We start from the raw sequence: 25,462 nt of genomic DNA on the forward strand, positions 1-25,462 counted from the left end.
TCGACTGTGCAGACTCGTGCCCTGCGACGCCCCCTGGCGCTGGCTTGGCGATGAATGGCCAGGGGATCGGCGGCATCGAAGGCGCCATGCACACGAGGACCACCCAGATTGTCGCGGTGTCGTTCGTCGCTCTCCTCGGCTGCTCCGACGCAGGGGGCGGAAACCTCGGCGGAGGCGGAGCTGGTCCTGGAACGACGACCGGCGCGGAGGGCGGCTCCGGGGGCGGAGGCGGAGGAGACGGAGGCTCCGGCGGCGAGAATTCCACCTCCGGCTCCGGAGGCCACGGCGGCGCCGGGGGCTCGGGCGGCGAGATCTCCACGTCAGGCACCGGCGGCGCCGGGGGCTCGGGCGGTGAGAGCTCCACGTCGGGCTCGGGTGGCGCCGGGGGCTCGGGCGGTGAGAGCTCCACGTCGGGCACCGGCGGCGCCGGGGGCGAAGGAGGCGGCGGCGAAGGGGGCGGCGGCGAAGGGGGCAGCGCCGCCCTCGGGCCGTGCGGGACTGCAGGCACCTCGTTCGGCCCTCCGGGGGCCTTTCTCGATCTCGGTCACCAGAAAGGCCTCAGTCGGCTCTTCGTCTCCGGAAGCCGCGTGCTGAGCTGGGACTACGATCGCTGGATGCTCTGGGATACCGACTCCAGCGCTGCGATCGCCGACGGACACGCGCCGGGCGGCTTCGACCCCGGCAGCCCGAACCTCGGGATCCCTCCGTTCGAGCTGCCGGGCGGCGTGGTTCTCCGTGGCAACATCGTGCTGATCCAGACGGACCCGGAGCACGCCTTCGAGCTGCGCAGCGCCATCGACGGATCCGTCCTGGCCTCCGTGACCACCGAGTACGACCAGGCGGGGCTCGCGAGCGACGGCAGCTACGCCTGGACGCGCCGCCAGTCCACCAGCACGATCACGCTCTGGAGCACCGCGGGGGTCGAGCGCTGGTCCGCGGCGGTGAACCACCACGGCGACGTCCACGCGGCGCCGGACGCGCTCCGGATCGCACCGGAGCCTTCTGTTCCGCTGCAAAATAGCATCGCCGTGCTCCCCGCTGACGGCTCGCCTCCCACGGTCACCCCCGAGCTCTCGGGCTCATTCCACTCCTGGTTCCAGGATGGCGAGCGGTTTCTCACCACCGTCGGTACGACGGTGCGCGTGTACTCGAAGGCGGCGACCCAGGAGGGCATCGTCAACCTGCCGTCGACCACGCAACTCGCGGGGACGCGTGACTATTTCTGGATGCTCGCGGACAACAGAGCGGGCTCTCCGCTCATGGTCTATCGCGTCGGAGGCGGAGCCGTCCCCGTCGCCGAGTACCCTGACCGAGCCGACTATCGCTACACGTTCGCGCCGACCGAGCGCGCGCTCGCGCTGCTCCACAAGCAAGCGTCGAGGATCGACATCATCGATCTCGACGGCCCCGAGGTGACCCTGAGCGAACACGTGCCGCCGCTGGTCGCGAACGCCCGCGTCCACATCGACCAGGATCTGCGCCTGGCGGTCTCGAACGTGTACGGCGCGATCTCGTACAAGGGCACCCTCACCGATCCGGAAGGCTCGGGGCTGCTCGGCTGCGGCGCGCTCCACTCGGTCGCAGGCGCTCCCTCGGGGCACGCGGCCCTCGCGACGGGTTCGGGCAAGACGCTCGTCTATGATACGGCGGCGCTCGACGCCGGGCCCTCGGCGGTGGTTCCGTTCCACAGCAACAAGGTGCTGCTCTCGGCGGACGGCGGCCTTCTCGCGGCGCGCGCCGCCCTCGATCCGATGGTCACCGACACATCACTCCGTCTCTTCTCGCTGCCGGACGGCGCGCAGCTCGCCTCGCTCTCGCGCGAGGAGGTGATTCAAGACTTCTCGATGTCCTTCGACGGCAGCACGGTCGGCCGCACCTACCGCGTCGACTCGTACAGGACGGAGCGCGTCGTGAGCGACTGGGCGGGCGGCGCGCCGCTCTTCCAGGACACAGGGCACCGGCCGGCGCCGCTCGTCTCCCCCGACGGCCACCACTTCGTCGTCACGGACTCCGCCCCCCCGGAAGGCTGCGGGTTCACGCAGCTCTACGAGGACGGCGCGCTCGTCAACGTGGTGCCCGGCTGCGCGATCGGCTGGATCGACGACACCCGCGTTCTCGTCCAGTCGTACACCCGCCTCCTCCATAGCAGCCCCTGGACGTATCAGGCCTCCACGATCTACGACGAGCTCGGCAACCCGGTCGACGCGCCGCCGCTGCCGAGGATCCCTATCCGCACCGACTCCGGGGATGTGCGCGACAACTACGGGATCCAGCGGGTCTCGGCGACGGCGCTCTACTCGCGCTACGACGGCGTCCTCTATGACATCGAGACAGGGGCGGCGCTCGCGACCTTCCCGGGTTCGCGAAGCGCCGTCGCCGGCGCCGTCATGGTCCATCCGTGCGGCTACGGCGTGTGCGCAGAGACGTACTGAGCCGGCGTGCGGCGCCCGGTTCAACCTCCGCCGGATTCCAGCAAGACACGAACTCAAAAATCGACATCGGCCCGTGCCCAGACTGGCTCCGTCACGTTCTTCCCAGGGTGAAGGGGCCGGCGACAACGGCGGGCCGCTTCCGGGGCGCCGCGCTGCATGGGCCGGCCGGCTCCCCTCCATCCACACGTTGCGAGCTGCAGGGCTGGACCATGCGCACTACTTATCTCATCGCGTCAATTTTCCTTGCGACCGCGCTCCTCGCGGCCGGCTGCAAGACGGGGACATGCGCGGATGCCGTCGAGCACGCCGAGGCCTGCGGGGTCGACGGCCTCGAGCTCGAGGACGATCTCGTCGGCTGCTCCGACCACGAGGCGTGTCGCGCGTCGTGCGTGCTCGACGCGCCCTGCGACGAGATCAAGGCGTCGTTCGCCGGCGGCACGGACCGGAGCACGGAGGTCTGGCGCTGCTACGAGCAGTGCCCCATCTCCGATTGACGGCCATTCCATCGATCGATGACGGCCCGGGGTGGGGCGAAAAGGGGTGGGGCGAAAAGGCGGGCGCGTCGCCGCAGGCGACCGACCCGGGCGGCTGATGCCGGTCACCAGCCGGATTTCTCGTCCTCGCCCAGCACGCCGCCGATCAGGCCGGCCGCGCCGCCCACGGCCGCGCCGCCGGCGCCTCCGAGGAGGCCTCCGACGAGCGCCCCCTTGGCAGCGCCTCCGGCGAGCTCTTCCTCCGGGGAGGACTCCCTCGTTTCTCTCTTCGCCGCCGGGTCCGCCTGCTGCTGCTGGCTCGTCGCAGGTGTCGCCTTATTCTTCTGCTGCTTTTTCATGTTGATCTTCAAAGCAAGAAAGCAAGCCTCGTACCAGTGGCGACGGCTGGCCGCCGGAGCGGGGCGCTCTCCGTTCGGCCTGGTGGATCGCGCCTGAGGTCGCCGCCGCAACGGGCAGGCGCGCTTCAGCAGATGATCATGTTGCCGCGGTCACTCCACAGCTTACGGGCAGATCGGGCAATCGGGGCTTGTCATGTCCGAGCTGCTCTGGATTTCCTTCTCCCCGGCGCGGCGCTTGCTCCTGCCTCGTTCCCCAGGCGCTCGACGAGGAGCTCCACGAACGCCCGGACCTTGGCGGGCTGGTGGAGGTGGTGAGGGAAGACGACGAAGATCGATATCTCTTGCCCGACATGGCTCAAGAGCACAGGCTCGAGCCGACCGGCTGCCAGATCCGCTGCTACGGCGAAGTACGGCAGCATTGCGAGGCCGAGCCCGTCGACGAGCGCTTGCCTGAGCACGACGACATTGTCCACGACCAGATTGCCCCTGACCGGCACGGCGAGCGTCTCCGCGCCGGACTCGAAGACCCACTCGCTCGACTGCCCCGAGAGACGGATGCAGTTGTGCCGGACGAGATCGCCGGGCACCTGCGGCGCGCCGTGGCGCGCGAGGTAGCCGGGCGAGGCATAGACCCTACGACGGTAAGACCCGATCTTGCGCGCGACACGCGCCTCATCGAGCTGCCGCGCGAAACGCACCACGACGTCGAAGCCCCCGCCGACGACATCCACGAGGCTGTCGGAGAGGGAGAGCTCGAGGCGGACCTGCGGGAAGCGCGCCGCGAAGTCGCCTAGCAAGGGAGCGATCTTCAGTATGCCGAACGAGATGGGCGCCGACACGCGCAAGAGCCCCTCGGGGACCCGGCTCACGCCATGCATCGCGGACGCGGCCTCGTCGGCGGCTGTGAGGATACGCTCGCAGCTCTCGTAGAGCCGCAGGCCCTCCTCGGTGAGCGCGAGGCGCCGCGTCGAGCGGTGGAGCAGCCGTACGCCGAGCCGCTCCTCGAGCGCCGCGAGTCGCGCGCTGACGACCGACTTCGAGAGCCCGAGCACGCTCGCCGCGCCCGTGAAGGACTTGCGCTCCACCACGCGCGCGAAGATCGCCATCGAGAGGAGATCGTCCAGGGAGGTGGTCAGCATTGTCCTGTGAGCAGAACAGTTTAACCGGCGGAGGACTCTACCGCAACGACGAAAGCCGCTTCATCTTCAGGCCGTCCGCGCAACGCCGCGCTGCGCTGACGCCTGTCGCGGGCACTGGCGAGACCTCGCGGCGCGAGGGCGGACGCTCATTCGCTCATTCGCTCATTCGCTCATTCGCTCGTTCGCTCGTTCGATCGTTCGCGCGGGCACGACCTTTCACGGTCCTTCACGCCTCACCGAGGGGCGGCAGCCGCCCTGATTTTAAATGCATCTTACCGAAGGAGCTCTCATGAAATCGACCATGGCACTCTCCCGCTCGATCCTCCTGACGGCGCTGGGGCTCAGCGCATCTCTCGTCGCGTGCGGCGGAGACAACACCACGAGCAGCGGCAGCGGCGGCGGCGGCGACGGTGGCAACAGCGTCTCGACGCCGGAGCTCAATGTCCACGCCGAGCTCGATGCAGCGAAGTTTCAGCTCCCCGAGGGGCTCTGGGTCACCGCCGACAGCAAGACGGCGTATATGGGTTATGCCCTGACCGGCGAGATCGTCGCCGTCTCGCTCGCTGACAACAAGGTGTCTGCCTTCGCCACCGTGCCGGCGCCGCCCGCGAACACGGGCTTCGTCACCGGCATCACCCAGTCTGCTGCCGGCGATCTCTACGTGGCCGCCGCGTCGCTCGACCCGGCGTCGTACGCGCCCGGCATCTACAAGATCCCGGCGGCGGGCGGTCCGGTGACCACGGCCTTCGCCACCGACGCGGCCATGAACCTGCCCAATGGGCTCGTCTTCGACGAGGATGGCAACCTCTTCGTCACGGACTCGGCCCTGGGCGCGATCTTCAAGATAAGCCCCGACGGCAAGACGGTGACCAACTGGCTCACCGATCCTTTGCTCAAGGGGGACATCGCTGCGACGAACCCCTGCAAGACGGTCCTCGGCATCCCGTTTGGCGCCAACGGCCTCGCGCTCTCGCGCAGCGCCTTCTACGTGGCCAATACGGACAAGGCGGCACTCATCAAGATCCCGATCAAGGCCGACGGGACACCGGACGTCGCGGTCGAGTTCTCCACCTCGGATCCGGCGACATGCCTGCCGCTCCAGGGCGCCGACGGCATCACCGTGGACGCCGACGGGAGCATCCTTGTCGCCGGCAACGGGGGCAACGCGCTCGTCCGGGTCGGGACAGACGGCAAAGCGGCCGTGCTCGCCAGCGGCGGCTTGCTCGATGGGCCCGCGAGCGTCGCGCTCGCGACGTTGGGTTCGGAGAAGCACGCCCTCCTCACCAACTTCGGGCTCATCACGATGCTGTCGATGAAGACCCCGAAGGTGGGCCTGCTCTCCTACGGCCCGCTCCCGTGATCGCCGCGAGCCTGGGCCGAAAACGGCTCGCCAGGCGCCGTCCCCGCGGAGCTTGACCCGGGCGAACGTTTCACGGCTCCCTATCCGCAGGATCCATGCACCGAATTCGTGATCTCGAGGAGCGACCGCACGAGCGGGTCCTTGTCGTCCATCGCGCGCCACACCGAGCGGCCAAGGATGACAACGTCGAGGTCCCGAACCCGCTTGAACACCACCCCGGCAAGGAGCGTCGCCGCGGCGCTCTCGGGAAACAAGCTGAGACCTTCGCCGCTCGCCACGAGCATGAGGATCACATCGCTGCTGGCCTCCTCGTGGGCGAGCTCGAGCGGTTGACCGTGCGCTCGGAAGGCGGCGATGATGTCGTCCTGGAGGCGCGGGCCCTCCTTGCGTGGAGGCCAGAGGAAGCGCTCCTGCTTCAGGTCCGCGACCCTCAGCGTGCGCCGTGCAGCGAGGCGATGGCTCTTCGACATCACGACGCCGACGCGCTCGCGATACAGCACGCGGAAGCGGAAGAGCGGGTCGTCTTCCGGTGAATGATAGCCGTACCCGACCGAGATCTTGCCATCGCGCAGCGCGGCGACCTGCTCCTCGCTCGGCAGCGGCCGAAGGCGCACCTCGACGCGCGGATGACGCGCGCGGAACGCCTGCACGATCCGCGGCAGCAGGAGGGTGTCCGCCAGGGCGCCGTCGAATCCGACCACGACCGTCCCGATACGGCCTTGCGCCGTCGCGCGGGCGTCCTCGACCGCGAGCGCGGCGCGAGCCAGGGTCGCGCGCGCACCTTCGAGGAAGCTCCGGCCGGCGGCGGACAGCTTCACCCCGCGTCCCGAGGGCACGAAGAGTTCGACGCCGATCTCCGCTTCGAGCTGAGCGATTTGCCGGCTCAAGGGCGACTGCGAGACGTGAAGCTGCTCGGCCGCCCTCCCGAAGTGCTCCGCTTCCGCGACGGCGATGAAGTACCGCAGGTGACGCAGCTCCATGTTTCAGATCTATCAGGTCTGAAACCGTTGCGATCAATGTCTTGGTGGTCTCGAACGCGACGGTGCAGGCTGTTCGACATGAGGCGACACGAGAGAGGCCCGGCGGCTCACCCCGAGGCGAACCCGATGATGCAACGTCGCCCCGCCGGCGCGGCGCTCGTCGCCGGGGCGGCGATATTCTTCCTCGCCGAGCTCATCGCCGCCGCGGCATGGACGGACCCTCCCTACAGCTACACGCATCACTACATCAGCAACCTGGGAGTCCGTGGCCCCCTCGAGGCTCTTGGCCAGTTCATGAACTCGCCGCTCGCGTGGGTCATGAACACCGGGTTCTTCCTCTTCGGGATCATGTTCTTCCTTGGTGTCGCCGCGCTCGAGGGTCTGCGAGGCTGGCGCCGCTGGGCAGCGCTCCTCCTGGGAGCTCTCGTGGCGCTTGGCGGCGTCTTGCTGGCGCTCAACCCCGGCTCCGGAGAGCCGCCCGACGGCGCGGTCGACTATCACGGCCTGGGCGCCTTCGCGTCCATCGTCGGAGGCAACGTGCTCGCGATCTTTCTTGGACGCCAGCGCCAGAAGATCGGAGTCACTCCGAAGGCCGGGAGGGCCATGGTCGTCCTCGGCGTGTTCGGGCTCGCCTCGATGGTGGCCTTCCTCGCGGTCGCCAGCTCGGGGGCCAACGTCCTCATCGGCCTCGTCGAGCGCTGCGCCGTCTATCCCATCCTGATCGGCTTCCTCTGCGCGGGGACGTCGATCTGGAATCGCAGGGCCGCTCATGCAGCTTCGCGGCCTCTGCCTTCGAGCGCGGCGAACGCGCGGGCAGCGACGTCGCCCAGGGCGAGCTCTACCTGACCGACATCGCCGCGCAGGCCGCGAACGCCGCGACGCTCCCACCTTTTGGCTGTAGCCGGCGCGGTCGGCAAGTACACTCGCGCGCCATGCCCGTGGTCGCCCTGCTCCTCTTGCCATTTCTCGGGAGCGTGCTCACCGCGCTCCTGCCGACGCGGGCACGGTCCGAGCTTGCGGCTTGCGCAGGGCTCGTGTCGGCCGGCGCGGCGGCCTGGGTCATCAGCCTTTTCCCGCGGGTTCGTGACGGGGGCGTGATCCGCGAGACGATCTCGTGGGTGCCTTCGCTCGGTCTCGATCTGGTCCTTCGGATCGACGGGTTCGCGTGGATGTTCGCCGTGCTCATCACCGTCATCGGCGCACTCGTCTGTCTGTACGCGCGCTACTACATGTCCCCCGAGGATCCGGTGGCGCGCCTGTACGCGCTCTTCCTCGCGTTCATGGGCGCGATGCTGGGGGTCGTGGTCTCGGGCAACCTCGTTCAGCTCGTCCTCTTCTGGGAGCTCACGAGCCTCGTTTCGTTCCTGCTCATCGGCTACTGGCATCACCGGGTGGACGCGCAGCGGGGCGCGCGCATGGCGCTCACCGTGACCGGCGCGGGCGGGCTCGCGCTCCTCGGAGGCGTGATCGTCCTCGGCCACATCGTCGGCAGTTACGATCTCGATGTGGCCCTCGCCTCGGGCGACATCGTGCGGGCACACCCGCTTTACCCGGTCGCGCTCGTCCTCGTCTTGCTTGGTGCGCTCACCAAGAGCGCTCAATTCCCGTTTCACTTCTGGCTGCCACGGGCGATGGCCGCGCCGACGCCGGTGTCCGCCTACCTGCACTCGGCGACCATGGTGAAGGCGGGCGTGTTCCTGCTCGCGCGGCTCTGGCCGGCGCTCTCGGGGACCGAGCTGTGGTTCTGGATCGTCAGCGGCGCGGGCATGACGACGCTCCTGCTCGGCGCGTACATCGCGATGTTCCAGAACGATCTGAAGCGCGTGCTCGCCTACTCGACCGTCAGCCACCTCGGCCTCATCACGCTCCTCTTCGGGCTCAACAGCTCGCTCGCCGCCGTCGCCGGCGTGTTCCACATCATGAACCACGCGACGTTCAAGGCCTCGCTGTTCATGGCCGCGGGCGTCGTCGACCACGAGACCGGGACGCGCGACATCCGTCGCTTGAATGGGCTGATTCGTGCGATGCCCCGCACCGGCACGCTGGCGCTCGTGGCGAGCGGCGCGATGGCCGGCGTGCCGCTGCTCAACGGCTTTCTGTCGAAGGAGATGTTCTTCGCCGAGACGATGTTCCTGTCCGCGCACCCCTCGGTCGAAGTGGGGCTCCCGGTGCTGGCGACGCTCGCGGCGATCTTCGCTGTCGTGTACTCGCTGCGCTTTGGCTACGACATCTTCTTCGGCCCGCCGTCGACCGATCTCCCTCGCCAGCCGGAGGAGGCCCCGCGGTGGATGCGGACACCGATCGAGCTCCTTGTGCTCAGCTGCCTCATCGTCGGCGTCGCGCCGGCGATCTCCATCGGGCCATCGCTCGCGGCGGCCGCCCGCCCCGTGGTCGGCGGGACGCTCCCGGACTACAGCCTCGCCATCTGGCACGGCTTCAACCCGCCTTTCGTCATGAGCCTCGTCGCCATCTCGGGCGGCGTCGTCGGGTACCTCTGGCTGCGAAGGCATCAGGAGCAGGGGCGGCTGCAAGATACGCCCTTCGTCGAGCGGCTCAACGGAAGGCGGCTGTTCGAGGGCGCGCTGCTCGGGCTCACGCGCCTCTCGCGGAGGGCGCTCCGGCTCGCCGGGACTCGACGACTTCAGACGCAGATGTTCGCGATCATCGCGGTCGCGCTCCTCCTCGCGCTCCTCGCGGCGCAGGGCGTCCCGCTGGAGTGGGGCGAACGGGACAGGCTCCCCGCGTCGCCTGCGTTCGTGATCTTGTGGGGCATCGGCGCGGTCTGCGCGGTCGGCGCCGCCGTGATGGCGAAGTTCCACAGGCTGATCGCGATCACCTTGATGGGCGGCGCAGGCCTCGTCACCTGCCTGACGTTCATGTGGTTCTCGGCGCCCGACCTCGCCCTCACGCAGGTCGTCGTGGAGGTCGTCACAACCATCCTGTTCCTGCTCGGGCTGCGCTGGTTGCCGATGCGCATCGAAGGCATCTCGAGGCCTGTCACGGCCCGCGACAGGGTGCGGCGCGCGCGCGATCTGCTGCTCGCGATCGGCGCCGGCGGCGGTCTCGCCGCGCTCTCCTATGCCATGCTGACCCGGCCGGCGCCGCACAGCATCTCACCGTTCTTCCTGAGCCGCGCGCTGCCGGAGGGAGGAGGCGCCAACGTCGTCAACGTCATGCTCGTCGACTTTCGTGCCTTCGACACGCTCGGCGAGATCACGGTCCTCGGCGCGGTCGCGCTCACGGTCTACGCCCTCCTGCGCCGCTTTCGACCGCCGCCGGAGAGCATCGAGCAGCCCCAGCAACAGAGAGCTTTGCCGGCCGATATCGTCACCGACCTCATGAAGCCGCGCACGGCCGAGGACGCCGAGCGCGGATACATGATGGTGCCGGCGGTCATCGCGCGCGTGCTCCTGCCGGTCTCCCTCCTCGTCGCGGCGCACTTCCTTCTTCGTGGGCACAACGAGCCAGGCGGCGGCTTCGTGGCCGGCCTCGTCGTCGCGATCGCCATGCTCATGCAGTACATGGTCTCGGGGGCGCTCTGGCTGGAGGCGCGCGCGCGCCTCCGTCCGGCGCGCTGGATCGCCGCTGGGCTGCTGCTCGGGGCGACCACGGGCCTCGGCGCGCTCGCCGTCGGCTATCCCTTCCTCACGACGCACACGGCGCATGTCAGGCTGCCGCTGGTCGGCGAAGTCCACCTGCCGAGCGCCACCTTCTTCGACCTCGGCGTGTTCGCGGCCGTCGTGGGGGCGACGCTCCTCACCCTCACGGCGCTCGCTCACCAGTCGCTGCGCGCGCACCGGCGATCGACGCAGGGTCCAGCGTCGTCGACGAGCAGGGGCGCGCGCTAGATGGAAGCCCTGCTCGCGCTCGTCATCGGCGTGCTCGGCGGAGCCGGGGTGTGGCTCGTGCTGCGCCCGCGAACCTTCCAGGTGATCATGGGGCTCACGTTGCTGTCGTACGCGGTGAACCTCTTCATCTTCAGCATGGGGAGCATCTTCATCGACAAGCCGCCGATCGTGCGACCTGGAGTGCCTGCCGATCTCCAGCACTACACGGATCCGATGCCGCAGTCCCTCGTGCTCACGGCCATCGTGATCGGCTTCGCGACCACGGCGCTCTTCCTCGTCGTGCTCCTCGCCTCGCGCGGCCTCAGCGGGACCGACCACGTGGATGGAACGAGGGAGGAGCCATGACCGAGCGCTTCCCGCACCTCATCGTCGCGCCCGTCGTGCTGCCGCTGATGACGGCGGCCCTGCTGCTTCTGCTCGGTGAGAAGCGCAAGCGCGCCAAGTCGATCGTCAACGTCGGCGCGGCCCTGGCGGGCCTCCTCGTGGCGCTGGAGATCCTGCGCGGCGCCGACGCCGGCGGTTCGTCCGGCGCCGCTCTCGTGTATCTCATGTCGAACTGGGAGGCGCCTTTCGGGATCGTGCTCGTCGCGGACCGGCTCTCGGCGCTCATGCTGGTGCTGGTCGGTGTGGTGAGCCTCTGCGCCGCCCTGTACGCCGAGGCCGCGTGGGGTCGCGCGGGCGCGTACTTCCATGCGCTCTTCCAGGTTCAATTGATGGGGCTCAACGGCGCCTTCCTCACGGGAGACCTCTTCAACCTCTTCGTGTTCTTCGAGGTGATGCTCGCGGCGTCGTATGGCCTGCATCTTCATGGGTCGGGGTGGCCGCGCGTGCGCTCGGGGCTCCACTACATCGCGGTGAACCTGCTCGCGTCGTCGCTCTTCCTCGTCGGCCTCGCGGTGCTCTACGGCGTCGTGGGCACGCTCTCCATGGCCGACATCGCCGAGAAGCTCGCGCTCGTCCCGGCGCGCGATCGCGGGCTCCTGCATGCAGGCGCGGCCGTCCTCGCCGTGGCGTTCCTCATCAAGGCGGCGATATGGCCCCTCAACGCCTGGCTGGTGCCGGCCTACACGGCGACGAGCGCGCCTGTCGCGGCGCTCTTCGCGCTGATGACCAAGGTGGGCATCTACGCGCTCGTGCGCTCGTGGACGCTGTTCTTCTCCGCGGGCGCTTCAGCGCAGTTCGGGGGGAAAGCCCTGCTCTACGCAGGGCTCGCGACGATCGCCTTCGGCGCGATAGGCCTCATGGCGTCCATGTCCCTCGGGCGCATCGCGGGCTTCTCGGTGATCGTGTCGTCGGGGACGCTCCTCGCGGCGCTCGGGACGGGGACCGCCGCGGTGACGTCGGCGGCGCTGTTCTACATGCTGAGCGCCACGCTGGCGGTGAGCGCTCTCTTTCTCCTCGTCGAGCTGGTGGAGCGCGTCGGCTCCGATGGACAGCGGCGGGCGCCGGACCTCGACGTGGAGCCGGGCGAGGACACCAACCTCGATGAAGAGGAGGCGCCGCTCGTCGGCCAGGCGTTTCCGGTGTCCATCGCGTTGCTCGGCCTGGCGTTCATGGTGTGCGCGCTGCTCGTCGCGGGGCTGCCGCCGCTCTCGGGTTTCGTCGCGAAGACCTCGTTGCTGACAGCCCTCCTGTCGCCCCGAGGGGACGGCCACGCGAGCGCCAGCGCCCCCGTCTCGCCCGCCGCGTGGACCCTCTTTGGGCTGCTGCTCCTCTCGGGGCTCGCGGCCACCATCTCCCTCGCGAGGGCGGGCATTCGACACTTCTGGTCGACGGCTGGACGGCTCCCGCCCCGCTTGAAGGGCGTCGAGGCCGCCTCCGTCCTCGGCCTCCTCCTCTGCTGCATCTTGCTCACGCTGTACGCTGAGCCGGTCATGCGCACCACGCGCGCGACAGCCGCGGGACTGCACGCGCCGAAGGCGTACATCGAGGCCGTCCTGTCGATGAGGCCTCGTCCGGGACCGACGCGTCCGGTGATCGAAGCGGAGGGGGCGCCGTGACCTTCCTCAAGAACATCGTGCCCGCGCCGCTGCTGTCCGCGGCTCTGTTCGCTTTGTGGCTGGCGCTCGCGCGGTCCACGAGCGCGGGCCAGATCGTCCTGGGGCTGGGGCTCGCGCTGGCGGTGCCGCTCCTTACCTCGGCCCTGCGATTGACGAATGTCCGGGCGCGGCGACCGCTGGTCGTCGTGCGCTTCATCCTGAGGGTCGGCTACGACGTTCTGCTCTCGAATTTCGAGGTCGCCTGGGGCGTTGTCACATGGCAATGGCGGCGACCGCGGTCGAGGTTCGTGATCGTGCCCCTCGAGCTGCGTGACCCCGTCGGGCTGGCCGCGTTATCCATGGTGACGACCGTGGTTCCGGGCACCGTGTGGTCGGAGCTCGCGCTCGATCGCCGCGCGCTCTTGCTGCACGTGTGGGATGTCGGTGATGAAGGCGCCTTCGTCGCCCGCTTCAAGGCTCGCTACGAGGAGCCTCTCAGGGAGATCTTCGAATGAGCGCACTCCTGTCTGGCGCGATCGCCTTCGCGCTCGGCTGCTACGCCGTCGCGTCGGTCCTGGTGGTCATCCGGTTGATCCGGGGGCCGCGGGCGCAGGATCGCGTGTTCGCGCTCGACCTGCTCTACTTCCACGCGATGCTGGTCATGCTGGTGCTTGGTATCCGTCACCGGAGCGACACGTACTTCGAGGTCGCGTTGCTGATCGCGCTCTTCAGCTTCGTGAGCTCATCCGCGATGACGAAATTCATCCTGCGCGGGGAGGTGATTGAATGAACCAGCTCCCCCTCTGGGTCGAGGCGGCGGTCGCTGCGTTGCTCGTGCTGAGCGGCCTGTTCGTGGTCATCTCCGCGTTCGGGTTCCTGCGCCTGCCGGACTTCTTCCTGCGCCTGCATCCCCCTGCGCTGGCGTACACCTTCGGCAGCTGGTGCGTGGCGCTGGCAGGCATCCTCTACTCCTCGATGATCGAGTCCCGGCCCGTGCTGCACCCGTGGCTCATCGTCATCATGCTCTCCATCACGGTCCCTGTGACCACGGTGCTCCTGGCGCGTGTGGCGCTGTTCCGCCGCCGCGCCGCGGGAGCCGCCGACACCCCGCCTCCGCTCACGCCACACCGCGACCCCTGAGGGGGGGTTCGGGGCCGGGGAGTCAGTCGGCGCGCGGCAGAGCCGGCACGATCAGCACGTCGCTGGCGACCTCACGCAGCACGTCTCCAGCGACCGTCCCGAGGAAGGCGTGAGCGACCCCGGAGTAGCCGTGGGTGCCGAGCACCAGGAGGTCGCTGTCTGCCTTCTTGACCGCCTTCTCGATCACGCGCCGCGCGGAGCCGCATCGAACATGCATCTTCCAGGGCGGCGCGTCCGCTGGCCGCACCTTCGCCTGCGCGAGCGAGGCAGCGAGCTGCTTCACGAGCTGCTGTGTAGCTGCTCGCTCGAGCTCGCTGCTCCATGCCTCTGCGTCCTCCTCCGAGAGGCTGCGATAGACGGCTCCGCGATAGGGAGTGTCGAACGCATGGATCACCGTGACACGCGGCCGCGGGGTCGGAATCAGCCGGAGCATCAGCGCGAGCACCTCCGTGGATCCTTGCTCGAGATCGAGGGCGACCGCGGGCCGGCTGTACGCCGCGCGAGGAGCCAGCCGGACCGCCAGGACCGGGAGCTGCCCGCGGCGGATGACGCGCTCCGCGGTCGAGCCGAGAAAGGTGTCCCGGAGCGCGCGGCTGCCGCCGCGACCCATGACGATGAGCTCGGCGCTCGTCGAGGTCGCGCAGCCTGCGATCTCCGCGGCCGCGCCGCCGACCTTCACCACCGGTTCGACGTCGACGCCCTCGGGCAGGGTCTTTGCGAGATGCCGCGCCTCGTTCACGAGTGATTTCCTGGCATCCTGCTCGGCGCGGTCCTGGGCCCTGGCGGGGAGGTTGCCGGGAACGACGTGAAGCAGCGTGACGCGAGCTCCATCGGCCAGAGGCAGAAGCGCAACTCGGCCGAGGACGCGGTCCGAAATGGCCGTCAGATCGACGGGGACGAGCAGCGAATGGAAGCGCTCGGCCTCGTCCGTCTCGGGCTGCCCGTTGCCTGCCCCTGGCTTCTTCAGACTCTCGGTCATCGTGTGGCCTCCTCTCGATGAAGCAGGGCCCTCCTCGGACAACCTCCTCTACCGCGCCTGGAACAGCCGATCTAGGCGCGACGGGCTCCTCGGGCGAACGCGGCCAGGCCCCTGGCGAGCGCGGTCGTTACGAGCGCCGCGGCGAGGCCGAGGATCCCGAGATCCGCGAGGCCGTGGTTCCGCAGCGCGACCGCCCCCACGATGCAATCGCCCACGAGCAGGACCACGAGCGAGAGGCCGAGGTGAAAGCGGCGCGCGTCGTCGTGTGGCCACCCGGGTTCGGGCTCGGCCCTGGCTCCTCCGCACGCCCGGATCCCGGCGGCGATCCCCAGGAGCAGCACCGCATATCCGGCGCCGAGCAGCGCCTCCGGCGCGACGCTCACGAGAGCTCGCCCTGCCCCGCGCCCGAGGGCGCTGCCCTCCCGGCGCTGTCCGGGGGCGCCTCGATCTCGGTGAAGAGGTTGTCCTGGGCTTCGGGTCCCGCGAGCTGCGGAACGCGATGGCGGACGCCGCGGTAGGCGAGGAGGAGGAGCGGCAGGGTGCCGCCGACGATGAAGAGCACGTCGCCCGGCAGGCGCATCCACTCCATGAGGCGGTTCGTGGGGTTCGTCAGGTACTGGAGCTCTCGAGCCTCGAAATACCCGTAGCTCACCGCGTGGTGGAGCTGCATGAGCCCGAGCGGGAACAGCGTGGCAAAGACCATCCACGCGAGCCCGACGTTCAGCGACCAGAAGCTGATCTTGGCCGCCCTGTCGGACCACAGCGCGGCGGGCGTCAGGTAGCGCAGCGCGAAGAGCGCGAGCCCGGCGGCCAGCATGCCATAGACGCCCATCATCGAGGCGTGCCCGTGGTTGGCGGTCAGCGCGGTGCCGATCTCGTAATAGGACACGATCGGCAAGTTGATCAGGAACCCGAAGATCCCGGCCCCCAGGAAGTTCCAGAACCCCACGGCCACCAGGAACATGATCGCCCAGCGATGCGGGAAGGGCTTCGTCGACTGTCCTCCTTGCACGATGCCCAGGCGGAGGAAGGTCCACGCCTCGACCGTGAGGAAGGTCAACGGGATCACCTCCGCGGCCGAGAAGAAGGCGCCGAGCGCCATGTGCTCCACGGGCGTGCCGGAGAAGTACAGGTGGTGCATGGTGCCGATCACCCCGCCCGCCGAATAGAGGATGACCTCCAGGTAGATGAGCCGCAGCGCGATCGCCTCGGCCACCACCCCGAGCAGGACGAAGAGATAGGCCACCATGAGCGTGGTGAACAGCTCGAGGAAGTCCTCCACCCAGAGGTGCACCACCCAGAAGCGCCAGAAGTCGGTGCTCGTGAAGTTCGCGCGCGGGTGGGCGAGGAGGCCCACGGCGTAGAAGGCCGGGATGGCCAGCGCGGCGAAGAAGAAGAGCCAGGGCATGTTGCCCCGGTGCTCGACGGCGAGCCGACCCCGGAGCCCGCGGAAGAGCAGCGCCACCCAGGCGAACAGGCCGAGCGTCAGGAGCACCTGCCAGAAGCGGCCCAGATCGAGGTACTCGAACCCCTGGAGCGCGAACCAGATGCTGTCCGACGCGCCGTGGATGGCGAGGAGCTCGCCGAGGAGGCTGCCCACGACGACGATGACGAGCGCCCCGAGCAGGCCATAGGCGAGCCAGCTCTGGCCTCTCGGCTCGCGCCCGCTGATCATGGGCGCGATGAAGATGCCCGCGCCGAGATAGGAGACCGCGACCCAGAAGATGGCGAGCTGCAGGTGCCACGTGCGCACCAGGTTGAAGGGGAAGGCCCCGGCCAGGTTGAACCCGAAGAAGCTGGACAGCTCGGCTCGATAATGCTGCGTGGCGCCCCCGAGGACGGACTGGAGGGCGAACAGCAACGCCATGACCAGGAAGAACCACGCCGTCGCGCGCTGGGCCGGGGTCAGGGCGACCTCGCCCGGCTGGCGGAAGCTGAGCCGGTGCCCTTCCCGCCCGTGCCAGCCGAGGAAGCGCCATCGCCCGAAGGCCGCGAAGAGCAGGCCTGTCCCGCCGAGGAGCGCGATGAGCGAGAGCACGCTCCATACCACCAGCTCGCCCGTGGGCTGGTTCCGGACGAGCGGCTCTGGAGGCCAGTTGTTTGTGTACGAGTAGGCCTCTCCGGGGCGCTCCGCCGCGGCGGTCCAGGCCGTCCAGGCGAAGAACGAGGTGAGCTGCGAGAGCTCGCGCGCGTCCGAGAAGAGGCCGGTGCGCAGGCCGTGCTTGGCGCTCGGCTGGGCGAAGAAGCGCCGATAGTGATCCTTCAGCAGCTCGAAGGCCTCTGCCTGGGCATCGGTGAAGACCAGCGTCCCTGTCGCGGGATCATAGCGGTTTTGGCGAAAATCGCTGACGGTGCGCGCGAGCGCCTCCGCCGAGCCCACGCCGCCGTGGCGAGAGGCGGCGTGGGAGGCGGCCCGGCGGAGGTAATCGGCGGTGAAATCCGGGCCGAGGTAGGCGCCGTGGCCGAAGACGGATCCGTATTCCATGAGCCCGTTCCGCAGGAACAGCTCCTGACCCGTGAGCACGTCGTCGCCCGTGAACAGAACGCGCCCCGCAGGGTCGACCACCCGGGCGGGGATGGGTGGCTGTGCCGCGTAGGTGCGGTAGGCGAGCAGGCCGAGCACGAAGAACCCGAACAGGAAAACGAGGGCCGTCGCCTGGACCCAGCCGCGCGAGATGAGGAGGTTTCGCCGTTCGGAGGAGCGCGCCATGGAAATGCCAGGAGCAAGCCGAGGAGGGCCCACCCGTTGTTCGAGATGACGACCGAGGAGGCTGCGTTGCGCGGCATCAGACCCGAAGGAACGCCTCGGCGTGGCCGCGGAGCCGCGTCGCGCGCTTGTGATCGCGCGTCCTGGTCGGTACGCTGTGACGATGCGTCTTTGCGCTTGTCTGCTCGTTGCCGCGCTCGCTGGGTGCGGCGGATCCGTGACCATTGCTCCGGAGGATGGCAGCTCCGAGGGCTCCGATGGCTCCGGGGGCAGCGGTGGCTCGGGCAGCAATTCGAGTGGCGCGGGCGCTGCCCAGGGCGCTGGGCCCGGCGACGCCGGGCCCAGCTGGACGGTTCCACCCGGCCAGGCCTTCTCGTACACGAGCTGCGAAGAGGGCGGGCTGCTGCTCTTCGTCGAGATCTGGCCGGACGCCGGCCCGGTCTGCGTGCCGACACCCGACGCGCAGGACGTCCTCGTCGTGGGGATCACGGGATGGGACGGCCAGCCGGGCACCTTCATCGTCGGCGTCGAGACGCCTCAGGGCACCGCGCGCGCGGTGTTCGGGATCGACAAGGTCGAGGGCAAGATCACGGTCGAGCCATTCGTCGGCAGCCCTTCGGGCTTCTCGTGGGATCTCTCGGTCGGCTCTGGCAGCACGGACATCGCCGCGTGCGGGGAGTTCGAGGTCACCTCGTGCGTTCCATCCGGCTGAGGTCGGCGGCGGAGGATCATGTAACGACGCATCAGGCCAATGCGCGTGCGAAGTAGGTGCCGTGCTCGAGGTCGGCGAGCAGCCCCGCCTTCTCGGGCTTCCAGCCGAACCGCGCCTGGGTGAGCGCGCTCGACGCGGGGGTGTCGAGCGCGAAGAACCCGCCGAGCCAGCCGAAGTGCTCCTTGGGGACCGACTCGACCGGCAAACCGAGCTTGCGGCCGATCACGCCGGCGATGTCGCGGGTCGGGATCCCCTCGTCGCCGATCGCGTGGAGTCGCGCGCCGGCCGGCGCCTTCTCTAGCGCGAGGACGAACAGCCGCGCGGCGTCGAGCCGATGCACAGCGGGCCACCGGTTCTCGCCGCCACCGACGTACCCGGAGCGCCCGGTCTTGCGCGCGATCTCGATCAGCATCGGGACGAACCCGTGATCGCCATCGTCGTGGACCGACGGCGGCAGCCGCAGCGAGGACGCGCGCACGCCGCGGCTCGCGAACGAGAGGGCGAGCTGCTCGGAGGCGGCCCGCAGGCCGCCGGCCGACGCGTCGGGCGCCTCGTCCTCGGTGGCGACCCGCCCCGGCGCGAAGCGCGCGATGCCGGAGGCGATGACGAGCGGGCGCCCGGAGCCGGCGAGCGCGCCGCCGAGCGCCTCGATCGCGCCGCGGTCCTTCTCGCAGTTGCCGGCGTAGTCGGTGAAGTCGTCGTGGGAGAACGCGCAGTGGATCACCCCGTCGCAGGCGGCGGCGCCGCGGCGCAAGCCATCGAGATCGGTGAGCGAGCCGCGGTGGACCTCGACGCCGGCGGCGGCGAGCCGTTCGGCGGACGCGTCCGAGCGCGCGAGGCCGAGCACGCGGTGGCCGGCGCGCGCGAGCTCGGGGACGATGGCAGATCCGATGAAGCCGCTGGCTCCCGTGAGGAAGATACGCATGGGACACCTCTCCTTGGTTCGCGATCCACCATGGCACCGCCGCGGCGCACGCGAAATACACGGCCGTCTCCAGTTCTTGCCCGATCGTCTACGCGCGGCTAGGCTGCCAACGTGAGCTTCGGGCGCGACGAGCTGAAGACCCTCATCGCGCGCTGGTGCCCCAGCGACGGCGTGCACGCCTCGCCGGTGCCCGGAGTTTCTTGCATCAAAGTCTCGCGCTCTCAGCAACGCGCAAAGCGGCACTGGCGCGCGTCGTTCTGTATCGTCGTCCAGGGCACGAAGGAGATCCTGCTCGAGCGGCAGGTCTTTCGTGAGCGGGAGCCGCACTACATCGTCAGCCCCATCGACCTGCCGGTGACGAGCCGGGTGGTGGGCGTGTCGCCGGCGCAGCCGCTCCTCGGCCTGAAGATGGACTTCGATGCGGCCCTGCTGCGCGAGGTCGCGGCGCACCTCGACCGCGCGCGGCCGGAGGGCCTCGAGAACCCGGGGCGCGCGATCTTCATCGGCAAGGCGAGCGACCGCATGCTCGACGCCGCGGTCCGGCTGGGCGCGCTGCTCGAGACGCCCGAAGACGCGACCGTGCTCGCGCCGCTCGTAAGGAAGGAGCTGACCTTTCACCTGCTGAAAGGCCCCGACGGCCCGGCGATCCGCCAGATCGTGCGCGCGGGCAGCCAGGCGCACCGCATCGCCGAGGCGGTCTATCACTTGCAGGCGTCGCTCGACGAGGACGTCGACATCGCCGCGCTCGCGCGCGCCGCAGGGATGAGCCGGGCGGCGTTCTTCAAGCGGTTCAAGGAGGCCACCGCGATGAGCCCGCTCCAGTACCAGAAGCGCCTGCGCCTGCTGGAGGCGCGCCGCCTGATGGTCGAAGAGGGCGTGGGCGCCGAGGTCTCGGCGTTCCAGGTCGGCTACACGAGCGCCTCGCAGTTCAGCCGCGAGTATTCGCGCATGTTCGGCGACTCGCCGCTGCGCGATGCCCGCGCCCTGCAGCAGAAGGCCGCGGTCGTCCAGGACATGTAGTCCGGCCGCTTCCAGCGACGTCCTTCGTTTCCGCTCCCACGTTCCGCCCCCGTGGCCGCCTCGATCTGAAAGATCGAGCTCACCCAGAAACCGCTCGGCGCCTTCGCCGTAGGACTGGGCGCCGCTCGACACGAGCGGGGCGGCGCGCCGATCGCCGAAGCATGCAGCCGTATCCGGACACGGGCTCGCCCGTGGACGCCGCACGACGGCCGCAATGCTCGCATGGCGCGCTGCGGTCAGCGCAAACCATCAGAGAATGGAGAGGCAGCTATGAGAAGCTCGATTGGCGCCCTGTTGCTCGTATCCCTCGCGTCGGCCTGTCTGAGCGCCTGCGGGGGTGAACCCGAGAATCCCGCGGACGGCCAGAGCGCCGTCGGATTCGTGTTCGTGGGGACGAACCATAACAACACGCACGACGCCGGTGAACCTGCCAACCAGGTCACCGTGTACCGCAGGTTCGCCGATGGATCGCTCGAGCTCGCCGATCACGTCGACACCGGCGGCCAGGGGTCCGGGCCCTCGGCGCGCTTCGCCGGCGACGGCCTCGGCTCGTCCCATTCGATGGTGCTCAGCCAGGACCGGGCATTCCTCCTCGTCACGAACGCCGGCAGCGACTCGCTCTCCGTGCTCCGCGTCGGAAAGGACACCCTCGAGGTCACCGACGTCCAGCCCACGAGCGACGGCGCCGGCCCGGGCTTTCCGAACAGCGTGACCCAGCACGGCGATCTCGTCTATGCGCTGAACGGCGCCGGCGAGGGGAGCGTCACCGGCTTCCGCCTGAGCGACCAGGGGAAGCTCACGCCGATCCCCGGCTCGACCCGGCTGCTCTCCGCGAACCAGGCCAGCCCGCCGGACACGCTGTTCAACCCGGCGCAGGCGTCCTTCACGCCGAACGGGAGGCAGCTCGTCGTCACGATCAAGGACGGGCCCGCCGCGGGCCTGATCGACGGCGTGACCCCGACCGGTCCGAGCCGGGTGCTCGTGTTCGACGTGCTCGATGACGGCCAGCTCGCGGAGACGTTCACGCGGACCGACCTCGACAACGACGGCCCCTTCGGGTTCTCGTTCGACGCGGCCGGGCACCTGCTCACGGCCATGTTCGTTGGCGGTGATGATCTCGCCGGCGCGGCCGGATCGTTCCAGATCAACGCGGACGGGACGCTCACGCCGATCACGCGGACCGCGAAGGTGAGCCAGCTCGATCCGTGCTGGCTCGAGAACAACGGGGAGTTCGCGTTCACCGCGAACTACACCTCGGGCACGATCTCGAGCTTCCGTATCGGCGACGACGGCAGCCTGACGGTGCTCGACGAGCAGGCCGGCCTCACCGACGAGCGCGCGGGCACCCCCGGCGCGAGCCAGCAGGGCTCGACGCCGCTCGATCTCGGCATCAGCCCCGACGGCCGGTTCCTCTATGACGTCCTGCCGGGCTCGGGGAGCGTGGGCGCCTGGCGGATCGAGGGCGACGGCAGGCTCACCAAGATCGGCGAATACGGCGGGCTCCCCAGGACCGTCGACGGCGACAGGGCGCCGGAGGAGCGCTTCGGCCCCGGCGGGAGCCCGGCCGGCATCGGCGTCCTCTGAGGCTCACGAGCCCATTCCACCGCATCCATCAACGCTCATCCCAAGGAATCGAGTCATGAACAACGCTGCGAACAACGATCGACGCGCCGTCTACGTGATGACCAACGCGACCCCGAATGCCATCCAGGTGTTCCATCGGGCGGGCGACGGCACGCTCTCCCCGGGCGCGTCCTACCCGACGGGCGGGAACGGCCACGCCCCGAACCCTCCGCTCGGCTTCCCGATCCTCGAGTCCCAGAGCGCTCTGGTCCTCAGCCGGGACGGGCGCATGCTCTTTGCCGTCAACGCAGGGAGCGACACGATCTCCTCGTTCGTCGTCCGCCGAGGCGGGGAGCTCCAGCGGGTCGGCCTTGTCTCCTCGAGCGGCGCGCGCCCGGTCTCCCTCGCGCTTCACGAGGGCGTGCTCTACGTCGCGAACGCGGACAGCAAGAGCATCCAGGGATACCGGGTCGGCCACACGGGTGAGCTGACGATGCTCGCCGGCGCCTCGCGCTCGCTGAGCGGCTCCGGGGTCGCCACCATTGCGTTCAACCGGACGGGTGATGTCCTGGTGATCGCGAGCCGCGGGGACGGCGAGCCGATGGGGAGCCTCGAGACGGTCACCGTCGACGATCACGGGATGCCCGGGCCGGTCCGCCGGCAGGACGTGGTGAAGGCCGGCCAGGCGCCGTTCGGCTTCACGTTCGATCGGCGCGGCCACGTCATCCTCTCGAACCTGTCGCTGACCGGCGACAGCTCGGTCTCGCGCTACAGCGTCGCTCCCACCGGCGAAATGCGGCTCATCGCGGAGCAGCGCATCTTCACGACCGCGGCGTGCTGGGTGGCGACCGCGACCGCCGGCCCCTCGACGTTCGCGTTCATCACGTCGGCGGGCTCGCGCTCTGTCACCGCGCTTCGCGTCGACCGGAGCGGCAGCCTGACGCCGGTGGGGCCGCTGAGCGCGACGGAGCAGGCGGCGTTCACGAGCGGGCTGGCCCTCGATTGCGCCGTGAGCATGGGCGGCGACTTCCTCTACGTGCTGAGCCCTGACGGGTTCAGCGTGCCGCCCTTCACGGGCGCGGGCCCGGCCGTCGTGCACGGCTACCGGATCGAGCCGAGCGGCGCGCTGACCTCGCTGGGCCCGCCGGTAGGCCGCTTGCCCCAGGGCGCCACCGGGCTCGCCGCGGTGTAGCCGGGGCGACGCGGCAGGGGCCTCTCACGGACGGAAGGAATCTCGAGAGCCCGGCCGGCGCCCGAGGCAGCAGCGCTGTGGCTCGGTGCTGCGCCTTTTATACCGCGCGGGGGCATCGTCCGAGGTGAGGAGCCAAGAGGAGCAAACGCCTTCTCGGGAATCAAGAGATGTCATGCCGCAGCCGGCCCTCCAGCCCCGCCACGAACACCAGGCCGGGACACGACGAGAAGCGCGCTCGAAGCGCATCTATCGGATATTCCAGCCCATCATGTGACCTCCCGCCCTCTGGCCGGCGCGGGAACACCGCCCTCCTCAGCGACCCGCCTCGCACCCGCCGCGCACGGCGCTCGCGCCCCGGCGCGAGCCGCGCGAACCCGCGTGCCCCTGTCGGCTGGGGCACGGTATGCTTGTCGCACCATGAAGTACTCTCCCTGCCTGCTCCTCTCGGCGTTTCTCGCTGGCGCCTGCGGAGGTGGCGAGGCACACCCATCGGGGCCGACCATGACCGCAAGCTCCTCTCTGCTCCCCACCGCGGCCATCGCCGCGCCCGCCCCTGAAAACCCGAGCCGCCCCGCGTACCCGCCCACCCGCGTCGCCCCGGTGACGAACGCCGTGCATGGGGTCGAGATCACCGACCCGTACCGCTGGCTCGAGGACGGCAGCGCGCCCGAGGTGAAGGAGTGGATGAAGGCTCAGGACGCGTTCACGCGCGCCGAGCTCGCCCGGCTCCCCGAGCGGGACGCGATCGCGTCAAGGCTGAAGCAGCTCTTCTACATCGATGCGGTCTCCGCCCCGCGCCACCGCCGGGGCCGGTACTTCCTGAGCCGGCGGCACGCGACGAAGGAGAAGTCGGTCGTCTACTGGAAGGAGGGAAAGAGCGGCGAGGAGCGCGTGCTGTTCGACCCGAATACCTGGTCCGAGGACGGCAGCGTCTCGCTGGGCGGATGGGAGGTGTCGTGGGACGGCAAGAACGTCGCCTACAAGATCCAGCAGAACAACTCGGATGAAGCGACCCTCTATGTGATGGATGTCGCGTCCGGCAAGCGCTCCGAGGTGGACGTCATCGAAGGGGCCAAGTACGCGGTTGCGTCGTGGACGCCCTCCGGCGACGGCTTCTACTACGTCTGGCTCCCCACGGACCCGTCCATCCCGGTCGCCGAGCGGCCGGGTTACGCCGAGGTGCGCTTCCACCGGCTCGGCCAGGATCCGAAGCAGGATCGCGTGGTGCGCGGCAGGACGGGCGATCCAAGGACGTTCCTTAACGCGTCCCTCTCCAAGGATGGCCGCTTCCTGGTGCTCACCGTCTCTCACGGGTGGACCTCGGCCGACGTCTACTTTCGCGATCTCCGCAGGCCGGGCGGCCCCGCCGCGGACAAGCCGCTCGCGGTCGGGCGCGACGCCCACTACACCGTCGAGGTCTACAAGGACCGGTTCTACGTCCACACCGACGAGGGCGCGCCGCATTACCGCGTCTTCGAGGTCGATCCGGACAGGCCGGATCGCGCCGCATGGAAGGAGATCGTCCCGGAGCGCCCGGACGCCACGCTGGACAGCGTCTCCATCGTGGGTGGTCACCTCGCGCTGAGCTATCTCAAGGACGCTTCGAGCCGGGTCGAGGTGCGCGCGCTCGACGGCAAGCTGGTCCGCGAGGTCCCGCTGCCGGGCATCGGCACCGTCGGCGGCCCTTCCGGGCTGCCCGACGAGGACGAGGCGTATTTCTCGTTCGAGTCCTACACCTCGCCTCACGAGATCCACGCGACCTCGATCAAGACGGGTCGGACCGAGCTCTACGCGCGCATCGAGGTGCCCATCGATCCGTCGCCCTTCAGCGTCGAGCAGGCCTTCTTCCCCTCCAAGGACGGCACGAAGATCTCGATGTTCATCGTCCGCCGCAAGGACATGAAGAAGGACGGGAGCTCCCGCGCGCTGCTCTACGGCTACGGCGGGTTCCAGATGTCGCAGACCCCCGCGTTCACCTCCTCGATGTACCCCTGGCTCGAGCGGGGCGGCGTGTACGCGGTGGCGAACCTGCGCGGCGGCGGCGAGTACGGGGAGGCGTGGCACCGGGACGGGATGCTGCTCAAGAAGCAGAACGTCTTCGACGACTTCATCGCCGCCGCGGAGCACCTGGTCGGCGAGGGGTACACGCGGCCCGAGCGGCTCGCCATCCTGGGCGGCTCGAACGGCGGCCTGCTCGTCGGCGCCGCGCTCACGCAGCGGCCCGACCTGTTCGGGGCCGTCCTCTGCGGCGTCCCCCTGCTCGACATGGTGCGATACCACCTGTTCGGCTCCGGCAAGACGTGGATCAGCGAGTATGGCTCCGCCGACGATCCGGAGCAGTTCAAGGCGCTCTACGCCTACTCCCCCTATCACCGCGTCCAGTCGGGGAAGCGGTATCCGCCGGTCCTCCTGCTCTCGGCCGACAGCGACGATCGGGTCGACCCCATGCACGCGCGCAAGTTCGCCGCCGCGCTGCAGTCCGCGAGCGCGGGCGGTCCCGTCCTGCTCCGCATCGAGCGGAACGCCGGGCACGGCGGCGCGGATCTCATCAAGTCGGCGGTCGCGAAGGGCGCCGACCAGATCTCGTTCGCGCTGTGGGCCACGAGCGCGCAGGCGCCGTCCATCAAGCAGTGAGGCGCGGGACGCGCGCCGCG

22 protein-coding genes are annotated in these 25,462 nt (G+C 69.6%); 15 read left to right on the forward strand and 7 right to left on the reverse strand.

The features are described 5' to 3' along the window. Positions 1 to 86 precede the first annotated feature (86 nt). Together WMF11_RS47720 and WMF11_RS47725 are read left to right on the forward strand one after the other, a co-directional pair. Positions 87 to 2,432 carry a hypothetical protein gene (locus WMF11_RS47720; RefSeq protein ID WP_437975513.1) on the forward strand — a complete coding sequence of 782 codons (2,346 nt, stop codon included), beginning with the start codon at positions 87 to 89 and terminating at the stop codon, positions 2,430 to 2,432. Between the two features lie 209 nt (positions 2,433 to 2,641). Beyond that, entirely contained in the window at positions 2,642 to 2,926 is a 285-nt protein-coding gene (locus WMF11_RS47725) for a hypothetical protein (protein WP_437547448.1), read from the forward strand. A gap of 104 nt (positions 2,927 to 3,030) precedes the next feature. Here the strand turns inward: WMF11_RS47725 and WMF11_RS47730 are convergent, their stop codons facing one another. After that, positions 3,031 to 3,264 carry a hypothetical protein gene (locus WMF11_RS47730; protein WP_437905683.1) on the reverse strand — a complete coding sequence of 78 codons (234 nt, stop codon included), beginning with the start codon at positions 3,262 to 3,264 and terminating at the stop codon, positions 3,031 to 3,033. A 191-nt stretch (positions 3,265 to 3,455) separates the two neighbouring features. Beyond that, positions 3,456 to 4,403 (reverse strand): LysR family transcriptional regulator, encoded by a 948-nt coding sequence (locus WMF11_RS47735; protein ID WP_437975514.1) that lies wholly within the window; start codon positions 4,401 to 4,403, stop codon positions 3,456 to 3,458. 289 nt (positions 4,404 to 4,692) lie between these two features. Between WMF11_RS47735 and WMF11_RS47740 the strand changes: the two genes are divergently transcribed. Next, complete coding sequence (locus tag WMF11_RS47740) at positions 4,693 to 5,763, forward strand: SMP-30/gluconolactonase/LRE family protein (RefSeq protein ID WP_437975515.1); 1,071 nt, start codon at positions 4,693 to 4,695, stop codon at positions 5,761 to 5,763. An 80-nt stretch (positions 5,764 to 5,843) separates the two neighbouring features. Here the strand turns inward: WMF11_RS47740 and WMF11_RS47745 are convergent, their stop codons facing one another. After that, the gene (locus tag WMF11_RS47745) at positions 5,844 to 6,743 is read right to left on the reverse strand and encodes a LysR family transcriptional regulator (RefSeq protein WP_437975516.1); all 900 of its coding nucleotides are present in this window, start codon (positions 6,741 to 6,743) and stop codon (positions 5,844 to 5,846) included. A 126-nt stretch (positions 6,744 to 6,869) separates the two neighbouring features. Between WMF11_RS47745 and WMF11_RS47750 the strand changes: the two genes are divergently transcribed. The 7 genes from WMF11_RS47750 (at position 6,870) to WMF11_RS47780 (ending at position 13,710) form a co-directional block, all read left to right on the forward strand. Next, a complete protein-coding gene (locus WMF11_RS47750; protein ID WP_437975517.1) occupies positions 6,870 to 7,589 on the forward strand; it encodes a DUF998 domain-containing protein in 720 nt (239 codons plus the stop codon). An 86-nt stretch (positions 7,590 to 7,675) separates the two neighbouring features. Continuing rightward, the gene (locus WMF11_RS47755) at positions 7,676 to 10,591 is read left to right on the forward strand and encodes a monovalent cation/H+ antiporter subunit A (RefSeq protein WP_437975518.1); all 2,916 of its coding nucleotides are present in this window, start codon (positions 7,676 to 7,678) and stop codon (positions 10,589 to 10,591) included. Then, positions 10,592 to 10,936, forward strand: a complete 345-nt coding sequence (locus WMF11_RS47760; RefSeq protein WP_437547455.1) for a Na+/H+ antiporter subunit C — start codon at positions 10,592 to 10,594, stop codon at positions 10,934 to 10,936. It abuts the gene before it with no gap. Next, positions 10,933 to 12,591 carry a monovalent cation/H+ antiporter subunit D gene (locus tag WMF11_RS47765; RefSeq protein WP_437975519.1) on the forward strand — a complete coding sequence of 553 codons (1,659 nt, stop codon included), beginning with the start codon at positions 10,933 to 10,935 and terminating at the stop codon, positions 12,589 to 12,591. The genes WMF11_RS47760 and WMF11_RS47765 overlap by 4 nt, the downstream gene beginning before the upstream one ends. After that, positions 12,588 to 13,085 (forward strand): Na+/H+ antiporter subunit E, encoded by a 498-nt coding sequence (locus WMF11_RS47770; RefSeq protein WP_437975520.1) that lies wholly within the window; start codon positions 12,588 to 12,590, stop codon positions 13,083 to 13,085. The genes WMF11_RS47765 and WMF11_RS47770 overlap by 4 nt, the downstream gene beginning before the upstream one ends. Then, entirely contained in the window at positions 13,082 to 13,360 is a 279-nt protein-coding gene (locus WMF11_RS47775; protein ID WP_437547458.1) for a K+/H+ antiporter subunit F, read from the forward strand. Before WMF11_RS47770 ends, WMF11_RS47775 begins: the two co-directional genes overlap by 4 nt. Further along, a complete protein-coding gene (locus WMF11_RS47780; RefSeq protein WP_437975521.1) occupies positions 13,357 to 13,710 on the forward strand; it encodes a Na+/H+ antiporter subunit G in 354 nt (117 codons plus the stop codon). The genes WMF11_RS47775 and WMF11_RS47780 overlap by 4 nt, the downstream gene beginning before the upstream one ends. Positions 13,711 to 13,732: 22 nt before the next feature. Here the strand turns inward: WMF11_RS47780 and WMF11_RS47785 are convergent, their stop codons facing one another. The 3 genes from WMF11_RS47785 to WMF11_RS47795 all read right to left on the reverse strand — a co-directional run bounded on the left by WMF11_RS47785 (position 13,733) and on the right by WMF11_RS47795 (position 17,399). After that, a complete protein-coding gene (locus WMF11_RS47785) occupies positions 13,733 to 14,689 on the reverse strand; it encodes a universal stress protein (RefSeq protein WP_437975522.1) in 957 nt (318 codons plus the stop codon). Positions 14,690 to 14,760: 71 nt separating this feature from the next. Then, positions 14,761 to 15,072 carry a hypothetical protein gene (locus tag WMF11_RS47790; RefSeq protein ID WP_437905692.1) on the reverse strand — a complete coding sequence of 104 codons (312 nt, stop codon included), beginning with the start codon at positions 15,070 to 15,072 and terminating at the stop codon, positions 14,761 to 14,763. Next, entirely contained in the window at positions 15,069 to 17,399 is a 2,331-nt protein-coding gene (locus tag WMF11_RS47795; RefSeq protein ID WP_437975523.1) for a nitric-oxide reductase large subunit, read from the reverse strand. Before WMF11_RS47795 ends, WMF11_RS47790 begins: the two co-directional genes overlap by 4 nt. Before the next feature lie 214 nt (positions 17,400 to 17,613). Here WMF11_RS47795 and WMF11_RS47800 point away from each other — a divergent pair, with 214 nt between their 5' ends. Next, positions 17,614 to 18,108 carry a hypothetical protein gene (locus WMF11_RS47800; RefSeq protein WP_437905694.1) on the forward strand — a complete coding sequence of 165 codons (495 nt, stop codon included), beginning with the start codon at positions 17,614 to 17,616 and terminating at the stop codon, positions 18,106 to 18,108. Between the two features lie 31 nt (positions 18,109 to 18,139). On the opposite strand, the gene WMF11_RS47805 is transcribed toward WMF11_RS47800, so the two are convergent. Then, complete coding sequence (locus WMF11_RS47805) at positions 18,140 to 19,033, reverse strand: SDR family oxidoreductase (RefSeq protein WP_437905695.1); 894 nt, start codon at positions 19,031 to 19,033, stop codon at positions 18,140 to 18,142. A 111-nt stretch (positions 19,034 to 19,144) separates the two neighbouring features. On the opposite strand from WMF11_RS47805, the gene WMF11_RS47810 reads away from it, so the two are divergent. The 4 genes from WMF11_RS47810 (at position 19,145) to WMF11_RS47825 (ending at position 25,442) form a co-directional block, all read left to right on the forward strand. Next, positions 19,145 to 20,053: an AraC family transcriptional regulator N-terminal domain-containing protein gene (locus tag WMF11_RS47810; protein WP_437975524.1), complete on the forward strand. Its 909-nt coding sequence runs from the start codon at positions 19,145 to 19,147 to the stop codon at positions 20,051 to 20,053. Between the two features lie 270 nt (positions 20,054 to 20,323). Beyond that, positions 20,324 to 21,637, forward strand: coding sequence for a lactonase family protein (locus tag WMF11_RS47815; protein WP_437975525.1), 1,314 nt, complete (start codon positions 20,324 to 20,326; stop codon positions 21,635 to 21,637). 55 nt (positions 21,638 to 21,692) lie between these two features. Next, positions 21,693 to 22,808, forward strand: coding sequence for a lactonase family protein (locus tag WMF11_RS47820; RefSeq protein ID WP_437975526.1), 1,116 nt, complete (start codon positions 21,693 to 21,695; stop codon positions 22,806 to 22,808). Between the two features lie 501 nt (positions 22,809 to 23,309). Further along, complete coding sequence (locus WMF11_RS47825; RefSeq protein ID WP_437905699.1) at positions 23,310 to 25,442, forward strand: prolyl oligopeptidase family serine peptidase; 2,133 nt, start codon at positions 23,310 to 23,312, stop codon at positions 25,440 to 25,442. The last annotated feature ends 20 nt before the right edge of the window (positions 25,443 to 25,462 follow it).

Origin of the sequence: Sorangium sp. So ce295 (assembly GCF_051527405.1) — a bacterium.
In the GTDB taxonomy this organism is placed as follows: Bacteria; Myxococcota_A; Polyangia; order Polyangiales; family Polyangiaceae; genus Sorangium; species Sorangium cellulosum_B.